We start from the raw sequence: 18,527 nt of genomic DNA, 5'->3' as shown, positions 1-18,527 counted from the left end.
CACCCGTTCCCATCCCGAACACGGAAGTTAAGCTCTCCAGCGCCGATGGTAGTTGGCGGGACACCGCCTGCGAGAGTAGGACGTTGCCGGGCAAACAAAAAGACCAAGACAAAAATTGTCTTGGTCTTTTTGTTTTATTGAATAAATGCAATGGGGAAAATATATGAGAAAAAGAAGGGAATCCTTGCATTTTTGAAGAAATCCGTATATATTAAAATTAAAGTCAAATATAGTCAAAGTCAACTGACAACAGAGGAGGGATTATGTGAGGAATATCTCTGATGTCATTGAGCAGTATTTAAAGCAAGTATTAAATATGAGCGGAAAAGATATCGTTGAGATTAAGCGCAGCGAAATTGCAGACAAGTTTCAGTGTGTTCCTTCTCAAATTAACTATGTCATTAATACACGGTTTACATTAGAAAGAGGGTACATTGTTGAGAGTAAACGAGGAGGCGGTGGTTATATCCGCATAATGAAAGTGAAGACTCAAAGTGCCTCTCAGCTTGTTGACCATTTATTGTCGCTTGTTCAAGACCGAATTAGCCAAACAAATGGAGAACATATTATTCAACGCTTATTGGATGAAAAGGTAATTTCAAAACGAGAAGCGAATATGATGTTAAGCATTATTGATCGCACGGTTCTGTCTATTGACCTTCCTCATCGTGATGAGCTGCGTGCGCGCATATTAAAAGCGATGCTGACATCTTTAAAGTATATGTAGAGAGGGTGAACACTTTGATATGTCAAGAGTGTAATCAACGGCCAGCAACGCTTCATTTCACTAAAATTGTTAATGGGGAAAAAACAGAAATTCATCTTTGTGAACAGTGCGCTCATGAAAAAGGTGAAATGTTTATGTTCCCACATCAAGGCGCTTTTTCAATTAATAATTTAATTGCAGGGCTATTAAATATGGATGCATCACTGAAAGAACCAAAAGCTCCCTCTTTTCACAACGAACATATATTACAATGCGAGCGTTGTAAAATGACATACGCCCAATTTGTTAAAGTCGGTCGTTTTGGTTGTGCGAGTTGTTATGAAACGTTTCGCAATCATTTACCACCTATTTTTCGAAAATTACATGGAGGACATGTAGCACATGAAGGAAAAATTCCGAAGCGAGTAGGGGGTACGTTGTACGTCCGTAAGCAAATCGGACAGTTGAAACAAATGTTACAGGAGCTTATTGCTAAAGAACAATTCGAGAAAGCTGCTGAAGTGCGTGATCAAATACGAGAACTGGAGGCAAAATTAAATGCGGGAGGGGGCGCTTCATTATATGAATGAACATTTGTTTTTTCAACGCGCTCTCAGTCCATGGATGAACGAAGAGGGACCAGATTCTGATATTGTGTTAAGCAGCCGTATTCGTTTGGCGAGAAATATGAAACAATATTCTTTTCCGACCGTATTTACAAATGAAGAGGCTATGCAAATTGTTCAACTGTTTGAACATTTGTTTTCGCAAAAGCGTTTCGGTAATCTTGGTCCTTTCGTCTTATTAAAAATGAATGAATTACAAACTATTGACAAGCGTGTGTTAGTTGAAAAGCACTTGATCAGCCCTCATTTAGCTGAGGATTGTACATTTGGTGCATGTTTATTATCAGAGCAAGAAGAAGCAAGTATTATGATCAATGAGGAAGATCATATTCGTATTCAATGTTTGTTTGCTGGTTTTCAGTTGAAAGAAGCATTGAAAGTGGCCAATGCCTTAGATGATTGGATTGAACAACACATTGACTATGCTTTTGATGAAAAGTACGGTTATTTGACGAGTTGCCCTACGAATGTCGGAACAGGACTGCGCGCATCTGTTATGATGCATTTGCCAGGCCTTGTGTTAACGCAGCAAATGAATCAAATTATTCCTGCAATTAATCAGCTTGGTCTAGTTGTTCGTGGCACGTATGGAGAAGGTAGTGAAGCGTTAGGAAACATTTTTCAAATCTCAAACCAAATTACATTAGGAAAAAGTGAAGAGGATATTGTTGAAGACTTGACAGGGGTTGTTCGTCAATTAATTGAACAAGAACGAATGGCACGTGAGGCATTAGTCAAAACTTCTAACATACAATTAGAAGATAGGGTATATCGTTCTTACGGTGTGTTAACGAACAGTCGAATCATCGGTTCAAAAGAAGCTGCCCAATGTTTATCTGATGTACGGTTAGGCATTGATCTCGGATATATTACGAACGTGCCAAAAACAATTTTAACAGAGCTAATGATTTTGACGCAGCCCGGCTTTTTACAAAAATATGCTGGTGGTGCATTACGCCCGCAAGAACGGGATGTGCGTCGTGCATCGCTTATTCGTGAACGATTATACCAATGGAAGTGAATTAAAGGAGGTTGATGAAAATGATGTTCGGACGTTTTACAGAACGGGCACAAAAGGTGTTAGCACTAGCACAAGAAGAAGCTGTTCGATTAGGACATAACAATATTGGGACAGAGCACATTTTGCTTGGTCTTATTCGAGAAGGGGAAGGAATTGCAGCAAAAGCGCTTATGGCGCTCGGATTAGGACCAGATAAAATCCAAAAAGAAGTAGAATCCCTCATTGGGCGCGGAAATGAAGTGGGGCAAACGATTCATTACACACCTCGTGCCAAAAAAGTGATTGAATTGTCGATGGATGAAGCTAGGAAACTTGGGCATTCTTACGTTGGCACAGAACATATTTTGCTCGGTCTTATTCGAGAAGGAGAAGGTGTAGCCGCTCGCGTTTTAAACAATTTAGGGGTAAGCTTAAATAAAGCTCGTCAACAAGTACTTCAACTATTAGGAAGCAATGAGTCTGCTTCAGGACATCATGGGGGAACAACGCATGCGAATACGCCAACGTTAGACAGTTTAGCTCGCGATTTAACAGCGATCGCACGTGAAGGTGGTTTAGATCCTGTCATTGGAAGAAGTAAAGAAATTCAACGTGTCATTGAAGTGTTAAGCCGTAGAACGAAAAATAACCCTGTTTTAATCGGGGAGCCAGGTGTAGGGAAAACGGCCATCGCCGAAGGACTAGCTCAACAAATTGTCAATAACGAGGTGCCAGAGACCCTTCGCGATAAGCGCGTGATGACGCTCGATATGGGAACGGTCGTTGCAGGTACAAAATATCGTGGTGAATTTGAAGATCGTTTGAAAAAAGTGATGGATGAAATTCGCCAAGCAGGCAACATCATTTTGTTTATTGATGAATTGCATACGCTCATCGGAGCCGGTGGTGCGGAAGGAGCGATTGATGCATCAAATATTTTAAAACCGTCCCTTGCGCGTGGGGAGTTGCAATGTATTGGGGCAACAACATTAGATGAATACCGAAAATATATTGAAAAAGATGCTGCGTTAGAAAGACGTTTCCAACCTATTCATGTTGGTGAACCAACAGTTGAGGAATCAATCCAAATTTTAAAAGGACTACGCGATCGTTATGAAGCTCATCATCGCGTCTCTATTTCAGATGAGGCGATTGAGCAGGCTGTAAAACTTTCAGATCGTTACATCTCGGATCGATTTTTACCAGATAAAGCAATCGACTTAATTGATGAAGCGTGTTCGAAAGTACGTTTACGTTCGTTTACAACCCCACCGAATTTAAAAGAGCTCGAGCAAAAACTCGAGGAAATTCGCAAAGAAAAAGATGCGGCAGTGCAAAGCCAAGAGTTTGAAAAAGCAGCATCGTTACGAGATGCGGAACAAAAACTGCGCGAACAGCTTGAAGAAACAAAACGAGCATGGAAAGAAAAACAAGGTCAAGAAAACTCAGAAGTGACTGTGGAGGATATTGCAGCTGTTGTATCAAGTTGGACGGGAATCCCAGTCTCCAAATTAGCTCAAACAGAAACCGAACGATTATTAAAGCTAGAAGAGATTCTGCATTCCCGTGTGATCGGACAAGAAGAAGCTGTAAAAGCAGTTGCAAAAGCGGTTCGTCGCGCACGCGCTGGATTAAAAGATCCAAAACGTCCAATCGGTTCGTTTATTTTCCTCGGTCCAACGGGTGTAGGGAAAACGGAATTGGCACGTGCGCTTGCGGAAGCGATGTTCGGTGATGAAGATGCGATGATTCGAATCGACATGTCTGAATATATGGAGAAACATTCGACATCTCGCCTTGTCGGTTCGCCTCCAGGATATGTTGGTTATGAAGAAGGTGGACAATTAACAGAAAAAGTTCGTCGCAAGCCGTATTCTGTCATTTTATTAGATGAGATTGAAAAAGCACATCCAGATGTGTTTAACATTTTATTGCAAGTGTTAGAAGATGGACGTTTAACGGATTCGAAAGGACGGACAGTTGATTTCCGAAATACGATCATTATTATGACATCAAACGTTGGTGCGGATGCGTTGAAGAGAAATAAGTACGTTGGTTTTAATGTGCAAGACGAGAGCCAACAGTACAAAGATATGAAAGGGAAAGTGATGGACGAGTTGAAGAAAGCGTTCCGTCCGGAATTTTTAAACCGAATTGACGAAATTATTGTGTTCCATTCCCTTGAGAAGAAACATTTGAAGGAAATTGTATCACTAATGGTTGAGCAACTGAAAAAACGTCTACAAGAACAACAAATTGATTTAGAGTTAACGGATGCAGCGATTGAGAAATTAGCGGAAGAAGGTTATGACTTAGAATACGGTGCACGCCCATTGCGTCGAGCGATTCAAAAACATGTTGAAGACCGTTTATCTGAAGAATTGTTAAAAGGAACGATTAGCAGCGGACAAAAAGTTGTCATGGATGTAAAAGACGGTCAGTTTGTTGTGTTAACAAAAGAGACAGTAAAATAACAAAAAACAAGGTATGCTTACACGCATACCTTGTTTTTCATCATGAAAGGAATGGAATCATGGTTAAACGGAAAACGAAATTCGTTTGTCAACACTGTGGATATGAGACGGCGAAGTGGATGGGAAAATGTCCAGGGTGTGATTCATGGAATGCGATGGTCGAAGAAACAGAGGTTGTAAAACATCATAACCGAGCACTATTTGTGCATACAGAAGGGATAGCAGCTAAACCTGTATCGATTACGACAGTAGAAACGACGCAGGAACCGAGAATTGATACGAAGTTTACGGAGTTTAATCGCGTGTTAGGAGGCGGAATTGTTCGTGGTTCTCTTGTTTTGATCGGTGGGGATCCGGGTATTGGGAAATCGACGTTGTTGTTACAAATTTGTGCTCAACTCGCAAGTGATACACACCCTGTGTTATATATTTCCGGAGAAGAATCGGTAAAACAAACGAAGTTGCGTGCTGAACGGTTAGATGTGACAGCTGAACATTTATATGTTTTATCTGAGACAAATTTAGAACATATTATCCAAACGATAGATGAGATGAAGCCGGCTTTTGTCGTCATTGACTCGATTCAAACAATATATCGATCAGAAATTACATCAGCTCCAGGAAGTGTTTCGCAAGTCCGTGAATGTACGGCAGAGTTGATGAGACTAGCTAAAACAAAAGGCATTGCGATTTTTATAGTTGGGCATGTTACAAAAGAAGGTGCGCTTGCAGGGCCGCGCATTTTAGAACATATGGTTGATACTGTATTATATTTTGAGGGAGAGCGTCATCATACGTATCGCATTTTACGGGCGGTGAAAAATCGATTTGGTTCCACAAATGAAATCGGTATTTTCGAAATGAAAGAAATGGGGCTTACAGAAGTCAAAAACCCATCAGAAATCTTTTTAGAAGAGCGTTCAAAAGGTGCGGCAGGGTCAACGGTTGTCGCTTCCATGGAAGGTACAAGACCTGTGTTAGTGGAAATTCAAGCATTAGTATCACCGACAAGTTTTGGAACGCCGCGTCGAATGGCAACAGGAATAGATCACAATCGAGTGTCTTTACTAATGGCGGTGCTTGAAAAAAGGGTCGGCCTACTTCTTCAAAACCAAGATGCCTATTTAAAAGTGGCTGGTGGCATAAAGTTAGACGAACCTGCGATTGACTTAGCAATTGCGGTAAGCATTGCATCTAGTTTTCGTGATCAACCAACAAACCATACAGACGTTGTGATCGGAGAGGTCGGATTGACAGGTGAAGTGCGTCGTGTATCTCGCATTGAACAGCGCGTGCAGGAAGCTGCTAAACTTGGCTTTCAGCGTATTATTATTCCGAAAAGCAACGTCAGCGGTTGGAACATTCCAAAAGGTGTTGAAGTTATTGGGGTAACTAATGTAGAAGAGGCGTTATATTATGCATTAGGGGAAGGGAAAAATCGCCCAATATTTTAACAAAACCATTAAAAAATAATTAAAAATGATGTTCAGATTGGTTTCAAACATTGGAAACTGTTTATAATGTAATAGAGGAGGTGAAAAACGTGTTAAAACGAATTGTGCAAGCATCTTTTTTAATTACTGGGGGAATGTTAGGAATTATTTTCTTTCCTACTTTGTTAAAACTATTGCATCTAAACGATCTTCCTTATGTCGATAGCCCATATGTAGCCGCCCCAGTTGGTGCGATCATCGTATTCCTTCTCACGTTTTGGTTAGTCGATCATGTGGTTGGACTTATTCATTGGATGGAAGAAACGTTAGTCAAAGCACCTGTAACAGACTTATTATTCGGGAGTCTCGGTTTAATTTTTGGGCTCATTGTTGCCTTTTTAGTTGTCATTCCGTTAAAGTCGATTCAATTTCCGTTTGTTAACACAATGTTGCCGATTTTTCTTACGCTATTGCTAGGTTATTTAGGATTTCAAGTCGGATTTAAAAAACGCGATGAGCTAATGAATCTATTTTCTTTACCGAATCGAAGTGGAAAGAAAAAAGGCAGCGAGGAAGAAGAAAAAAAGGGGAAATCGCTAAAAATTTTAGATACGAGTGTTATCATTGACGGTCGTATTGCGGATATTTGTCAAACGGGCTTTTTGGAAGGGACGATTGTCATTCCAAGGTTTGTTCTCGAAGAATTGCAACATATCGCCGATTCTTCGGATGCACTAAAAAGAAATCGTGGAAGAAGAGGTCTAGATATTTTAAATCGTATCCAAAAAGAGTTAGCCATTAACGTTGAGATATATGAAGGCGATTTTGAAGGAATTCAAGAAGTCGACAGTAAGCTTGTCAAATTGGCTCAATTGACATCAGGCGTGGTTGTTACAAACGATTTTAATTTAAATAAAGTATGTGAGTTGCAAAATGTTCCGGTATTAAATATTAACGATTTAGCGAACGCAGTGAAACCGATCGTTCTTCCAGGGGAAGAATTGAATGTTCACGTCATTAAAGACGGAAAAGAACAAAATCAAGGTGTTGCTTATCTAGATGATGGAACGATGATCGTTGTAGAGGACGGAAAAGACTACATCGGAAAACGAGTTGATGTGCTTGTGACGAGCGTCTTACAAACTTCGGCTGGAAGAATGATTTTTGCCAAATTAAAACTACTTGAAAAAGCATTATGAGCTGTTAGGAGATAGGGAAATGAATTACCATGTCGTTATACCGGCAGCTGGCCAAGGAAGACGAATGAATGCAGGAATAAACAAACAGTTTATTGAGCTTGAAGGAGTACCCGTTATTATTCATACGTTACGTGTATTTGAAAGAGATGATTCATGTCAAGGCATTGTATTAGTTATTAATAATCAAGAACGTGAGCAATTTGTTCGTATGCTTCGTTATTTTGAAATAAAAAAAGTGAAAACCCTCGTTTCAGGGGGGGAAGAAAGACAAGAGAGCGTCTACAATGGATTACAAGCGGTGAATGATGGCCATATTGTGCTCATCCATGATGGTGCGCGTCCGTTTGTAACAATCAAAAAAATTCACGAACTTGTTCAGGTTGCAAAAGAGACGGGAGCAGCCGTGCTCGCTGTTCCTGTCAAGGATACGATGAAACAGGTGATCGATGGCCATGTTCAAAAAACGGTCGATCGATCGAGCTTGTGGGCTGTACAAACGCCACAAGCTTTTTCCATGCCATTAATTCTCGACGCTCATGAGCGCGCAAAAAAAGAACAGTTTATCGGAACAGATGATGCAAGTCTTGTTGAGCGGATCGGTCATCGCGTCGTCGTTGTAGAAGGCGAATATACGAACATTAAACTTACAACACCAGAAGATTTATTATTTGCAGAGGCTATTTTACGTGCGAGAGGGGATCAATGATGTATCGAATTGGACAAGGGTTTGATGTCCATCAGTTTGCTGAAGGGCGGCCGCTTATTATTGGTGGAATCAATATTCCGTATGAGAAAGGACTGCTTGGACATTCCGATGCGGATGTGCTGTTACATGCAATTGCTGATGCTTGTTTAGGAGCTATCGGTGAAGGCGATATTGGGAAGCATTTCCCTGACACAGATAAAGCATACAAAGATGCTGACTCTGCTATTCTTTTACAACGTGTATGGGAGCTTGTGCGTCAACATGGGTATACGCTTGTCAATATTGACTGTACGATTATTGCTCAAAAACCAAAAATGGCTCCATATATCCCAAACATGCAAAAAAGAATTGCTGAATTATTAGAAGGAAACGTTTCACAAGTTAACGTAAAGGCGACGACGACGGAAAAGCTTGGATTTACAGGGAGAGAAGAAGGAATTGCCGCACAAGCCGTTGTTTTGTTACAAAAAAACAATGAATGATGGATTTTGTATGGCGTTTACGGTACAATGGGGTACAGAAATTAGGTAGATGGAGGTCATGACATGTCACAGGAAGTAAGGGTGCGCTACGCGCCGAGTCCGACGGGTCATTTACATATTGGTGGTGCGCGCACAGCGTTATTTAACTATTTGTTTGCTCGTCATCATCATGGAAAATTTATCGTTCGCATTGAAGATACAGATATTGAGCGCAATGTAGAAGGTGGCGAACAGTCACAACTCGAAAACTTGAAATGGCTTGGTATTGAATATGATGAATCGGTCGATAAAGATGGGGGATACGGTCCTTATCGTCAAACGGAGCGTCTGCACATATATCGCCAATATACAAACGAATTGTTAGAAAAAGGACATGCATATAAATGTTTTTGTACACCTGAGGAACTAGAACAAGAGCGTGAAGCACAGAAAGCGGCAGGTATTGCAGCGCCACAGTATAGCGGCAAATGCCGTCACCTAACGCCAGAGCAAGTCGCACAGCTTGAAGCAGAGGGGAAACCATATACGATTCGTTTAAAAGTGCCAGAAGGAAAAGTGTATGAATTTGAAGATATGGTGCGCGGTCGCGTATCGTTTGAATCGAAAGATATTGGCGATTGGGTGATCGTCAAAGCGAATGGTATCCCAACGTATAACTTCGCTGTTGTCATTGATGATCATCTCATGAAAATTACACATGTATTTCGCGGTGAAGAGCATTTATCAAACACACCGAAGCAGCTAATGGTGTATGAATATTTTGGTTGGGAGCCACCAAAATATGCACATTTAACGTTGATTGTAAATGAAAATCGTAAAAAGTTATCGAAGCGCGATGAGTCAATTATTCAATTCGTTTCTCAATATAAAGAACTTGGATATTTACCAGAAGCGATGTTTAACTTTTTTGCACTATTAGGTTGGTCGCCAGAAGGAGAAGAAGAAATTTTCACGAAAGAAGAACTTATTCGCATGTTTGATGTTTCCCGCTTATCAAAATCGCCATCGATGTTTGATAAACAAAAGCTCACATGGATGAACAACCAATATATCAAAAAACTTGATTTGGATCGGTTAGTTGAACTATCGCTCCCTCATTTAATTCGAGCAGGGCGTTTGCCGGAGCAAATGACTGATCAACAAAAGCAATGGGCGCGTGATCTAATTGCACTATATCAAGAGCAAATGAGTTACGGTGCTGAAATTGTTGAGCTATCAGAGTTGTTCTTTAAACAGGAAATCGAGTATGATGAAGAGGCAAAAGCTGTTTTAGCAGGTGAGCAAGTACCGATTGTGTTAAAAGCATTTTATGAGCAAGTGGAGCAGCTTGCAACGTTTGATAGTGACCACATTAAAATGGCGATTAAAGCGGTACAAAAAGAAACGGGACAAAAAGGGAAAAACTTATTTATGCCAATTCGCGTAGCGGTTACAGGGCAAACGCATGGACCAGAACTTCCAGAGGCGATTCGTTTGCTCGGAAAAGAAACGGTGCTGTCCCGATTAACTCAATTCATTCGTTAACATTTCCTTGTTTATATAATAAAATAGGTGTAAGTCATATCGGTGAAAGCGTTGATGAGGAGAAGTAAAAAGAATCAGCATGTCAGAGAGAACCACCTTGGCTGGAAGTGGTTTATGTTTGATTCTTTTGAAATGCACCTCGGAGTCTCCTTTCGAACCAGAGACGTTCTGTAGTAGAATGGAGCGGATTCCCTTCCGTTATAAGGGCAAGAGTGAGCCTTAAAGGCTAAACAGAGTGGAACCGCGCAACGAAGCGTCTCTGTGTCATTGTACACAGAGACGCTTTTTGTTTGAAAGATAACAAAGGGGGGAACAGCATGTTTAAAACACTAAAAGAAGACATTGAAGTGATTTTCGAACAAGATCCGGCAGCAAGAAGTTATTTAGAAGTTATTTTAACGTACTCAGGTTTACATGCCATTTGGGCGCACCGCATTGCCCACGCGCTTTATAAGCGAAAATTTTATTTTTTAGCACGCCTCATTTCACAAATTAGTCGCTTTTTTACGGGCATTGAAATTCATCCAGGGGCAAAAATTGGTCGCCGCTTTTTCATCGATCATGGCATGGGGGTTGTGATTGGAGAGACGTGCGAGATCGGTGATAATGTGACGGTGTATCAAGGTGTTACACTCGGCGGAACTGGAAAAGAGAAAGGGAAACGCCATCCGACAATTAAAGACAATTGTTTGATTGCTACTGGTGCAAAGGTACTTGGTTCGATTACTGTTGGGGAGAACAGTAAAATTGGGGCAGGATCGGTCGTATTGAAAGACGTCCCACCAAACTCAACGGTCGTCGGAATTCCAGGTCGCGTCGTTGTACAAAATGGCGTGCGTGTGAATAAAGATTTAAATCATTGTGATTTGCCGGATCCGATTGCAGATCGTTTTAAAGAGTTAGAAGCAGAAATCGGACAACTAAAAGCACAATTAGAAGAACTAAAGAAAGGAACGGTGAACCATGAGCATTCAAGTGTATAATACGTTAACGCGAAAGAAGGAGACATTTGTTCCGTTAGAACCAAATAAAGTGAAAATGTATGTATGCGGTCCGACAGTATACAACTACATTCACATTGGCAACGCTCGCCCGGCCATTGTGTTTGATACGATTCGACGTTACTTACAATTTCGTGGATATGAAGTGCAATACGTCTCGAATTTCACAGATGTAGACGATAAACTCATTCGCGCAGCAAAAGAATTAGGAGAAGATGTACCGACCATTGCAGAACGTTTCATTGAAGCATACTTTGAAGATATTACAGCGCTTGGCTGCAAAAAAGCAGACGTTCATCCACGAGTGACAGAAAACATGGATGCGATTATCCAATTTATTGAACAACTCATTGAAAAAGGGTATGCGTATGAAGTTGACGGTGATGTATATTATCGAACGCGCCGCTTCTCAGATTATGGTAAATTATCCCATCAATCAATTGACGAACTAAAATCAGGTGCTCGGATTGAAATTGGTGAGAAAAAAGAAGATCCTCTTGATTTTGCGCTCTGGAAAGCGGCGAAAGAAGGTGGAATTTACTGGGATAGCCCATGGGGGAAAGGGCGTCCAGGCTGGCATATTGAATGCTCTGCTATGGTACGTAAATATTTAGGGGATACGATTGATATTCATGCTGGGGGACAAGATTTAACGTTTCCACACCACGAAAATGAAATTGCTCAGTCTGAAGCGCTAACAGGAAAGCCTTTTGCGAAATATTGGTTGCATAACGGTTACATTAATATCGATAATGAAAAAATGTCGAAATCCCTTGGGAACTTTATTTTAGTGCACGACATTATTAAGCAAGTTGATCCGCAAGTGTTACGTTTCTTTATGCTTTCAGTTCATTATCGTCATCCAATCAACTATAGCCAACCTTTACTTGAAAGTGCAAAAAGCGGATTGGAACGCTTAAAGACAGCTTATGCGAACTTAAAACATCGTTTAGAAAGCAGCACGAATTTAACGACGAATGATGAACAATGGCTAGCGAAAATTGGAGGACTAAGAGACGAGTTTATTCGCGAAATGGATGATGATTTTAATACAGCAAACGGGATCGCTATTTTGTTTGAATTAGCGAAACAGGCAAATGTATACTTAATGGAAAAGCATACATCGAAACAGGTTATTCAATCATTTTTACAACAATTTGAACAGCTTTTTGATGTGCTAGGCCTTTCTTTACAACAAGATGAATTACTTGATGAAGAAATTGAAGCGCTTATCCAACAGCGAATTGAAGCGCGGAAAAATCGCGATTTCGCTTTAGCTGACCGTATTCGTGATGAATTAAAGGCAAAAAACATTGTTCTAGAAGATACACCACAAGGAACGAGATGGAGAAGAGGATAAGACGATGTTACATTTGTTTAACAAAATTAAGGATTTTGAACAGTTAAACGGTTTAACGTTAGCTTATATTGGTGATGCCGTATACGAATTATTCGTACGGCATCACCTCCTTACCTTAGGGAAAGTAAAACCAAACGATTTACACAACCTAGCAAAAACATACGTTTGTGCTAAAGCGCAATCACAAGTGTTGCAATGGTTGCTCAATCATAACCAGCTTTCTGAACAGGAAGTGGCTATTGTTCGAAGAGGTCGTAATGCAAAATCAGGGAGTACCCCGAAAAATACAGACGTACAAACATATCGTCAAAGCACAGGATTCGAAGCGTTAATTGGTTACCATTTTTTAAGTGGAAATGAAGAACGTCTCCATCAATTAATACGGTGGGCATTAGACGTACATCGCAATGATGAAGAAAGGAGGATGTAATCATGGATCTCATTATTGGTAGAAACCCCGTGTTAGAAGCATTAAAATCCGGGCGAGAAATGAATAAAATATGGATTGCTGAAGGCTCCCAACGTGGTCAAATACAATCGATCATTCAGCTCGCAAAAGAGATGGGTATTACAGTACAATATGTTCCTAAAAAAAAGATGGATCAATTAAGTGAGGGCAATCATCAAGGAGTCATTGCACAAGTCGCTGCATATCGATACTATGATATAGACGATTTATTTAAAAAGGCAGAAGAGCAAGGGGAAGCACCATTTTTTATTATTCTAGATGAACTTGAAGATCCACACAATTTAGGATCGATTATGCGAACAGCTGATGCAGTAGGCGCTCATGGCATTATTATCCCGAAGCGTCGCTCGGTCGGTTTAACTGCAACGGTAGCGAAAGCGTCCACGGGTGCGATTGAATATGTGCCTGTTGTGCGTGTAACAAACTTAGCGCGAACAGTAGATGAATTAAAAGAGCGGGGAGTTTGGATTTTTGGAACAGATGCAAAAGGAAATGAAGATTATCGTCAACTTGATGGGGTTATTCCGTTAGCCCTAGTTATTGGTAGTGAAGGGAAAGGAATAAGCCGTTTATTACGAGATAAATGTGATGTGCTCGTTCGCTTGCCAATGATTGGACATGTCACATCATTAAATGCTTCTGTTGCGGCGAGCTTGCTAATGTATGAGGTGTACCGAAAGCGTCATCCATTAGGTGAGTAGAATGGACATTTTAATCGTTGATGGCTACAACATCATCGGTGCTTGGCCGGAATTGCGAGAACTACGTGATGCGGATTTAGCTTTAGCGCGCGACCGACTTGTCGAGAAAATGGCCGAATATCAAGCGTTTACTGGTTGTAAAGTCATTATTGTTTTCGACGCACACCTCGTACAAGGAACAACAAAAAAATATGTCGATCATCAAGTAGAGGTCATTTTCACAAAGGAAAACGAAACGGCTGATGAACATATCGAGAAATTGGCGAAATCGCTCCAGCAAGTTCGGACAAAAGTATATGTCGCTACGTCAGACTATACAGAACAATGGGCGATTTTTGGTCAAGGAGCGTTACGCAAATCAGCTCGGGAGCTACTCATTGAAGTGGATGCGGTGCAGCGAAATATTTCAACGAACGTCAAGCATATTCAACAAAAAAAGCCGATATCAAAAATTCCTCTGACAGATGAAGTCGCAAAAATTTTCGAAAAATGGCGAAGAGGGGAAAAATGAACGATTGACCCTGTAAAAAAATGTACTGTATAATACTTTTATCCATGTGCAGGGCGGGGGGATCGGCGTGAGCGCAAATGCAAACGAAAAACAACAAAGCCGTTACGAACAACTAGAAGATGAAATGATTGTAGAACTCGTACACCAAGGTGATAGTGAAGCGCTTGATTATTTAATTCATAAGTATAAAAATTTTGTCCGAGCGAAAGCACGTTCATATTTTTTAGTCGGTGCAGATCGCGAAGATATTGTGCAAGAAGGAATGATTGGGTTATATAAAGCAATTCGAGATTTTAAAGAAGATAAGCAGTCTTCGTTTAAGGCGTTTGCGGAGTTATGTATTACTCGGCAAATGATTACAGCTATTAAAATGGCTACGCGACAGAAACATATTCCACTTAATTGCTATGTTTCATTGGACAAGCCGATTTACGAAGATGATTCTGCCCGTACATTAATGGACGTTCTTTCTGGAACGAAAATCACAAACCCTGAAGAGCTAATTATCAATAGAGAAGAGTTCGATCATATTGAAGAGAAGATGACCGAACTACTTAGCGATTTAGAGAGGAAAGTGCTTCTCCTTTATTTAGAAGGTCGATCATATCAAGAAATTTCGGAAGAGCTCAATCGTCATGTGAAATCCATTGACAATGCATTGCAACGCGTGAAACGCAAATTAGAAAAGTATGTAGAAATTCAAGGAATTCGTTTATAATATTGACATAAAAAAATATTGTATGATACAGTTTTTAAGACGTAGTATCCCGGAGGAAAACGTATGCGCCAAAAAGTTATTTTAGCGTGTAGCCAATGTTTAAGCCGAAATTATTCAACGATGAAAAATATAGCTCATCACCATGAGCGACTAGAGATGAAAAAATTTTGTAAAACATGCCATACGCATACGATTCACCGCGAAACGAAGTAGTTGATGATCCCGAGATGTTGGAGGGTTTCCTATGCAACGAGTAACGAAATTTTTCCGCGAAGTTGTTCGCGAGATGAAAAAAGTCAGCTGGCCAAAACGAAAAGAGCTAGTGAACTATACGATTACCGTTTTAGCGACAGTGGCATTTTTCACTGTATTTTTTGCTGTTATTGACTTAGGAATTTCAGAGTTAGTTCGTTTTATACTTGAATAGTAGTAGTATATCCATGGTATAATGAAAGATAACAAACAAGAAATAAAGCCCGGTAACGGGTTTTTATTTTGCCTAAAAAAGATTTGTTCAGGGAGGGAAGGACGATATCGTCCCAGCGAATGGAAAAGAATTGGTATGTTATTCATACGTACTCGGGTTATGAAAATAAAGTAAAAACGAACTTAGAAAAGCGTGTTGAGTCGATGGGTATGCAAGATAAAATTTTTCGCGTCGTTGTGCCTGAGGAGGAAGAAACAGACACAAAAGGCGGCAAAAAGAAAGTTGTTAAAAAGAAAGTTTTTCCAGGTTACGTACTCGTCGAAATGATTATGACAGACGACTCTTGGTATGTCGTTCGTAATACGCCGGGGGTAACGGGGTTTGTTGGTTCAGCCGGTGCTGGGTCGAAGCCGACGCCACTTTTGGAAGAAGAAGTTTCTGCGATTTTAAAACGAATGGGCGTTGATTTGATCGAATTAGACTTTGATTTCGAATTACATGAAGCTGTGCGCATTAAGGAAGGTCCGTTTGCGAATTTTGTTGGAACGATCCAAGAAATCGAAATGGATAAGCAAAAAGTGACTGTGCTCGTTGACATGTTTGGACGTGAAACACCAGTAGAGCTTGACTTTTCACAAATTGAAAAAATATAATAGTAAACAACTTGCAAATGAGCAAGAAAAGTGATAATATTTTAAGGTCAGTATGTCTCAATCATTGAGACGAATGCGATGATTGTTTTCATATATGGAGTGGGAGGGAATATCCCTAATACCACATCACGGACTTAAGGAGGTGTGTCTCGTGGCTAAAAAAGTAATTAAAGTTGTCAAATTGCAAATTCCTGCAGGGAAAGCGAATCCAGCACCACCAGTCGGTCCAGCATTAGGTCAAGCTGGTGTTAACATCATGGGATTCTGTAAAGAATTCAACGCTCGTACAGCTGATCAAGCAGGTTTAATTATTCCTGTTGAAATTACGGTATATGAAGACCGTTCATTTACATTTATTACGAAAACTCCGCCTGCTGCTGTATTACTTAAAAAAGCGGCTGGTATCGAGTCTGGTTCTGGTGAGCCAAACCGTAATAAAGTGGCAACAGTAAAGCGCGACAAAGTGCGCGAGATTGCTGAAACAAAAATGCCAGACTTAAACGCGGCGAGCATTGAAGCAGCTATGCGCATGATCGAAGGAACAGCGCGTAGCATGGGTATCGTCATCGAAGATTAATGAAGATCTGGCTGGAGAAGGTTGCGGAAGCGAACTATATAGTTTTCGCAACCTTTATTCGTGGGAGGTCTTTCCGTTAAAACCACAAAAGGAGGAAATAAAAATGCCAAAAAGAGGAAAACGTTACTTAGAGGCAGCGAAATTAATTGATCGCTCCAAAGCATACGGCGTAAAAGAAGCGATCGAATTAGTGAAAAAGACAAACGTTGCAAAATTTGATGCAACTGTAGAAGTTGCTTTCCGTTTAGGAGTTGATCCGAAGAAAGCAGATCAACAAATTCGCGGTGCGGTTGTATTACCACACGGTACAGGTAAAGTACGTCGCGTATTAGTGCTTGCAAAAGGAGAAAAAGCGAAGGAAGCAGAAGCAGCAGGCGCAGATTACGTAGGCGATACAGATTACATCAACAAGATTCAACAAGGTTGGTTTGAGTTTGATGTGATCGTTGCGACTCCAGATATGATGGGTGAAGTAGGTAAAATCGGTCGTATTTTAGGACCAAAAGGCTTAATGCCAAACCCTAAAACAGGAACAGTTACATTTGATGTTGCGAAAGCGGTCAATGAAATTAAAGCTGGTAAAGTGGAATACCGCGTTGACAAAGCAGGAAACATCCACGTGCCAATCGGTAAAGTATCATTTGATACTGAAAAATTAGTAGAAAACTTTGCAACAATTTATGAGACAATCTTAAAAGTGAAACCAGCAGCGGCGAAGGGCACATACGTGAAAAACGTAACAGTCGCTTCAACAATGGGCCCTGGCGTAAAAGTAGATCCTTCTACTGTTGCTGTTACTAACTAATTATAGATATTGACTTTTTAGAAACGCTTTAGTATACTATCTATTGTTTGAAAAACGAATATCATTTGTACCGTAGACAGTAGGTGCCTCATATAGGCTTAATTTCCTACCGAGGTGTTGAGACTCATAAATAAGTGCATCTTGCACTTTTCGGGGGCCTCCATGTCTGCGTTGACATGGAGGTTTTTTATTGGGCGGTATAAGTGGTGTCGAAACTCAACTTCTACAGGAGGTGTTGACATGAGCAGCGTACTTGAACAAAAGCAGCAGCTAGTAGCGGAGATTGCTGAAAAGCTTCGCGCGAGCAAATCAACGATCATCGTTGATTACCGTGGTTTAAATGTCGCTCAAGTTACAGAACTTCGTAAGCAACTTCGTGAAGCAGGCATCGAGTTCAAAGTGTATAAAAACACATTAACTCGTCGTGCTGTTGCTGAGTTAGGCTTAGAAGGTTTAGACGAAACGTTAACAGGTCCGAATGCAATTGCATTCAGCAATGAGGATGTCGTTGCTCCTGCGAAAATTTTAAACGAATTCGCGAAAAAGAACGAAGCGTTAAAAATTAAAGCAGGTATCATCGAAGGCAACGTAGCAACGTTTGAAGAAGTTAAGGCGCTTGCAGAGCTTCCATCTCGCGAAGGCTTGCTCTCTATGTTGCTTAGCGTTCTTCAAGCACCAATCCGCAACTTTGCGCTTGTTACAAAAGCAGTTGCTGAGAAAAAAGAAGAACAAGGTGCTTAATTTACAAATCGCCTAAAATTAAAACATTAAGGAGGAAGATCGATCATGACTAAAGAACAAATCATTGAAGCGGTTAAAAATATGACTGTTTTAGAACTAAACGACTTAGTAAAAGCAATCGAAGAAGAATTTGGTGTAACTGCTGCTGCTCCTGTAGTAGTTGCTGGCGGTGCTGCTGCTGGTGCTGCTGCTGAAGAAAAAACTGAATTCGACGTTATCCTTGCAGATGGCGGCGCGCAAAAAATCAAAGTTATCAAAGTTGTACGCGAACTTACTGGTCTTGGCTTAAAAGAAGCGAAAGACTTAGTAGACAACACTCCAAAGCCAGTTAAAGAAGGCGTTTCTAAAGAAGAAGCTGAAGAAATTAAAGCGAAACTTGAAGAAGCTGGCGCGAAAGTTGAAATCAAGTAATGA

Annotated in this window: 22 protein-coding genes, 1 rRNA gene and 2 other annotated features; all 23 genes read left to right on the top strand. The window is 40.6% G+C overall.

What is annotated here, in order from left to right:
* Nucleotides 1-92, top strand: a 5S ribosomal RNA gene (gene rrf, locus HNR43_RS12495); the annotation flags it as partial.
* 224 nt (nucleotides 93-316) lie between these two features.
* A complete protein-coding gene (locus tag HNR43_RS12490) occupies nucleotides 317-727 on the top strand; it encodes a CtsR family transcriptional regulator (protein WP_221248308.1) in 411 nt (136 codons plus the stop codon).
* Nucleotides 728-741: 14 nt separating this feature from the next.
* Nucleotides 742-1,296 (top strand): protein-arginine kinase activator protein McsA, encoded by a 555-nt coding sequence (mcsA, locus tag HNR43_RS12485; RefSeq protein WP_183244252.1) that lies wholly within the window; start codon nucleotides 742-744, stop codon nucleotides 1,294-1,296.
* Complete coding sequence (gene mcsB, locus HNR43_RS12480) at nucleotides 1,289-2,353, top strand: protein-arginine kinase McsB (protein WP_183244250.1); 1,065 nt, start codon at nucleotides 1,289-1,291, stop codon at nucleotides 2,351-2,353. Before mcsA ends, mcsB begins: the two co-directional genes overlap by 8 nt.
* A 20-nt stretch (nucleotides 2,354-2,373) precedes the next feature.
* Entirely contained in the window at nucleotides 2,374-4,806 is a 2,433-nt protein-coding gene (gene clpC / locus HNR43_RS12475) for an ATP-dependent protease ATP-binding subunit ClpC (RefSeq protein ID WP_035046904.1), read from the top strand.
* Between the two features lie 59 nt (nucleotides 4,807-4,865).
* Complete coding sequence (radA, locus tag HNR43_RS12470) at nucleotides 4,866-6,260, top strand: DNA repair protein RadA (protein ID WP_183244249.1); 1,395 nt, start codon at nucleotides 4,866-4,868, stop codon at nucleotides 6,258-6,260.
* An 89-nt stretch (nucleotides 6,261-6,349) separates the two neighbouring features.
* The gene (locus HNR43_RS12465; protein WP_183244247.1) at nucleotides 6,350-7,438 is read left to right on the top strand and encodes a PIN domain-containing protein; all 1,089 of its coding nucleotides are present in this window, start codon (nucleotides 6,350-6,352) and stop codon (nucleotides 7,436-7,438) included.
* A 19-nt stretch (nucleotides 7,439-7,457) separates the two neighbouring features.
* Nucleotides 7,458-8,144: a 2-C-methyl-D-erythritol 4-phosphate cytidylyltransferase gene (ispD, locus tag HNR43_RS12460; protein WP_183244245.1), complete on the top strand. Its 687-nt coding sequence runs from the start codon at nucleotides 7,458-7,460 to the stop codon at nucleotides 8,142-8,144.
* Complete coding sequence (gene ispF, locus HNR43_RS12455) at nucleotides 8,144-8,626, top strand: 2-C-methyl-D-erythritol 2,4-cyclodiphosphate synthase (RefSeq protein WP_183244243.1); 483 nt, start codon at nucleotides 8,144-8,146, stop codon at nucleotides 8,624-8,626. The genes ispD and ispF overlap by 1 nt, the downstream gene beginning before the upstream one ends.
* Before the next feature lie 63 nt (nucleotides 8,627-8,689).
* On the top strand, nucleotides 8,690-10,150 hold the full coding sequence (gene gltX, locus HNR43_RS12450; protein ID WP_183244241.1) for a glutamate--tRNA ligase: 1,461 nt from the start codon (nucleotides 8,690-8,692) through the stop codon (nucleotides 10,148-10,150).
* Nucleotides 10,151-10,192: 42 nt separating this feature from the next.
* Nucleotides 10,193-10,414: a binding site (T-box leader), on the top strand.
* Nucleotides 10,415-10,467: 53 nt separating this feature from the next.
* On the top strand, nucleotides 10,468-11,133 hold the full coding sequence (gene cysE, locus HNR43_RS12445) for a serine O-acetyltransferase (RefSeq protein WP_183244239.1): 666 nt from the start codon (nucleotides 10,468-10,470) through the stop codon (nucleotides 11,131-11,133).
* On the top strand, nucleotides 11,114-12,511 hold the full coding sequence (cysS, locus tag HNR43_RS12440) for a cysteine--tRNA ligase (protein ID WP_183244237.1): 1,398 nt from the start codon (nucleotides 11,114-11,116) through the stop codon (nucleotides 12,509-12,511). Before cysE ends, cysS begins: the two co-directional genes overlap by 20 nt.
* A 4-nt stretch (nucleotides 12,512-12,515) precedes the next feature.
* A complete protein-coding gene (locus HNR43_RS12435; RefSeq protein ID WP_183244235.1) occupies nucleotides 12,516-12,941 on the top strand; it encodes a Mini-ribonuclease 3 in 426 nt (141 codons plus the stop codon).
* Between the two features lie 2 nt (nucleotides 12,942-12,943).
* A complete protein-coding gene (rlmB, locus tag HNR43_RS12430) occupies nucleotides 12,944-13,681 on the top strand; it encodes a 23S rRNA (guanosine(2251)-2'-O)-methyltransferase RlmB (RefSeq protein ID WP_183244233.1) in 738 nt (245 codons plus the stop codon).
* A gap of 1 nt (nucleotide 13,682) precedes the next feature.
* Complete coding sequence (locus HNR43_RS12425; protein WP_183244231.1) at nucleotides 13,683-14,192, top strand: NYN domain-containing protein; 510 nt, start codon at nucleotides 13,683-13,685, stop codon at nucleotides 14,190-14,192.
* A gap of 67 nt (nucleotides 14,193-14,259) precedes the next feature.
* Complete coding sequence (gene sigH, locus HNR43_RS12420; RefSeq protein ID WP_035046894.1) at nucleotides 14,260-14,910, top strand: RNA polymerase sporulation sigma factor SigH; 651 nt, start codon at nucleotides 14,260-14,262, stop codon at nucleotides 14,908-14,910.
* Nucleotides 14,911-14,973: 63 nt separating this feature from the next.
* A complete protein-coding gene (gene rpmG / locus HNR43_RS12415; RefSeq protein ID WP_183244229.1) occupies nucleotides 14,974-15,123 on the top strand; it encodes a 50S ribosomal protein L33 in 150 nt (49 codons plus the stop codon).
* A 31-nt stretch (nucleotides 15,124-15,154) separates the two neighbouring features.
* Nucleotides 15,155-15,337: a preprotein translocase subunit SecE gene (secE, locus tag HNR43_RS12410; protein ID WP_032101432.1), complete on the top strand. Its 183-nt coding sequence runs from the start codon at nucleotides 15,155-15,157 to the stop codon at nucleotides 15,335-15,337.
* A gap of 119 nt (nucleotides 15,338-15,456) precedes the next feature.
* Nucleotides 15,457-15,990 (top strand): transcription termination/antitermination protein NusG, encoded by a 534-nt coding sequence (gene nusG / locus HNR43_RS12405; RefSeq protein WP_183244227.1) that lies wholly within the window; start codon nucleotides 15,457-15,459, stop codon nucleotides 15,988-15,990.
* Between the two features lie 151 nt (nucleotides 15,991-16,141).
* The gene (gene rplK, locus HNR43_RS12400; protein WP_003397643.1) at nucleotides 16,142-16,567 is read left to right on the top strand and encodes a 50S ribosomal protein L11; all 426 of its coding nucleotides are present in this window, start codon (nucleotides 16,142-16,144) and stop codon (nucleotides 16,565-16,567) included.
* Between the two features lie 103 nt (nucleotides 16,568-16,670).
* Nucleotides 16,671-17,372: a 50S ribosomal protein L1 gene (rplA, locus tag HNR43_RS12395; protein WP_183244225.1), complete on the top strand. Its 702-nt coding sequence runs from the start codon at nucleotides 16,671-16,673 to the stop codon at nucleotides 17,370-17,372.
* A 52-nt stretch (nucleotides 17,373-17,424) separates the two neighbouring features.
* Nucleotides 17,425-17,570 (top strand) — a sequence feature (ribosomal protein L10 leader region).
* 42 nt (nucleotides 17,571-17,612) lie between these two features.
* The gene (rplJ, locus tag HNR43_RS12390; RefSeq protein ID WP_003397646.1) at nucleotides 17,613-18,113 is read left to right on the top strand and encodes a 50S ribosomal protein L10; all 501 of its coding nucleotides are present in this window, start codon (nucleotides 17,613-17,615) and stop codon (nucleotides 18,111-18,113) included.
* Nucleotides 18,114-18,158: 45 nt separating this feature from the next.
* On the top strand, nucleotides 18,159-18,524 hold the full coding sequence (gene rplL, locus HNR43_RS12385; protein WP_003397647.1) for a 50S ribosomal protein L7/L12: 366 nt from the start codon (nucleotides 18,159-18,161) through the stop codon (nucleotides 18,522-18,524).
* Nucleotides 18,525-18,527 lie beyond the last annotated feature (3 nt).

It is taken from the genome of Anoxybacillus mongoliensis, assembly GCF_014201515.1.
In the GTDB taxonomy this organism is placed as follows: domain Bacteria; phylum Bacillota; class Bacilli; order Bacillales; family Anoxybacillaceae; genus Anoxybacillus; species Anoxybacillus mongoliensis.
This window is presented reverse-complemented; position numbering and strand designations above follow the sequence as displayed.

Bases quoted from the DNA above. Each gene is read 5' to 3' on its own strand.
- ispF (WP_183244243.1), top strand. From the start codon at position 8,144: ATGTATCGAATTGGACAAGGGTTTGATGTCCATCAGTTTGCTGAAGGG.
- radA (WP_183244249.1), top strand. From the start codon at position 4,866: ATGGTTAAACGGAAAACGAAATTCGTTTGTCAACACTGTGGATATGAG.
- secE (WP_032101432.1), top strand. From the start codon at position 15,155: ATGCAACGAGTAACGAAATTTTTCCGCGAAGTTGTTCGCGAGATGAAA.
- nusG (WP_183244227.1), top strand. From the start codon at position 15,457: ATGGAAAAGAATTGGTATGTTATTCATACGTACTCGGGTTATGAAAAT.
- rplJ (WP_003397646.1), top strand. From the start codon at position 17,613: ATGAGCAGCGTACTTGAACAAAAGCAGCAGCTAGTAGCGGAGATTGCT.
- rplA (WP_183244225.1), top strand. From the start codon at position 16,671: ATGCCAAAAAGAGGAAAACGTTACTTAGAGGCAGCGAAATTAATTGAT.
- HNR43_RS12490 (WP_221248308.1), top strand. From the start codon at position 317: ATGAGCGGAAAAGATATCGTTGAGATTAAGCGCAGCGAAATTGCAGAC.
- rlmB (WP_183244233.1), top strand. From the start codon at position 12,944: ATGGATCTCATTATTGGTAGAAACCCCGTGTTAGAAGCATTAAAATCC.
- HNR43_RS12425 (WP_183244231.1), top strand. From the start codon at position 13,683: ATGGACATTTTAATCGTTGATGGCTACAACATCATCGGTGCTTGGCCG.
- cysS (WP_183244237.1), top strand. From the start codon at position 11,114: ATGAGCATTCAAGTGTATAATACGTTAACGCGAAAGAAGGAGACATTT.
- clpC (WP_035046904.1), top strand. From the start codon at position 2,374: ATGATGTTCGGACGTTTTACAGAACGGGCACAAAAGGTGTTAGCACTA.
- cysE (WP_183244239.1), top strand. From the start codon at position 10,468: ATGTTTAAAACACTAAAAGAAGACATTGAAGTGATTTTCGAACAAGAT.
- ispD (WP_183244245.1), top strand. From the start codon at position 7,458: ATGAATTACCATGTCGTTATACCGGCAGCTGGCCAAGGAAGACGAATG.
- rpmG (WP_183244229.1), top strand. From the start codon at position 14,974: ATGCGCCAAAAAGTTATTTTAGCGTGTAGCCAATGTTTAAGCCGAAAT.
- gltX (WP_183244241.1), top strand. From the start codon at position 8,690: ATGTCACAGGAAGTAAGGGTGCGCTACGCGCCGAGTCCGACGGGTCAT.
- HNR43_RS12435 (WP_183244235.1), top strand. From the start codon at position 12,516: ATGTTACATTTGTTTAACAAAATTAAGGATTTTGAACAGTTAAACGGT.
- mcsB (WP_183244250.1), top strand. From the start codon at position 1,289: ATGAATGAACATTTGTTTTTTCAACGCGCTCTCAGTCCATGGATGAAC.
- rplL (WP_003397647.1), top strand. From the start codon at position 18,159: ATGACTAAAGAACAAATCATTGAAGCGGTTAAAAATATGACTGTTTTA.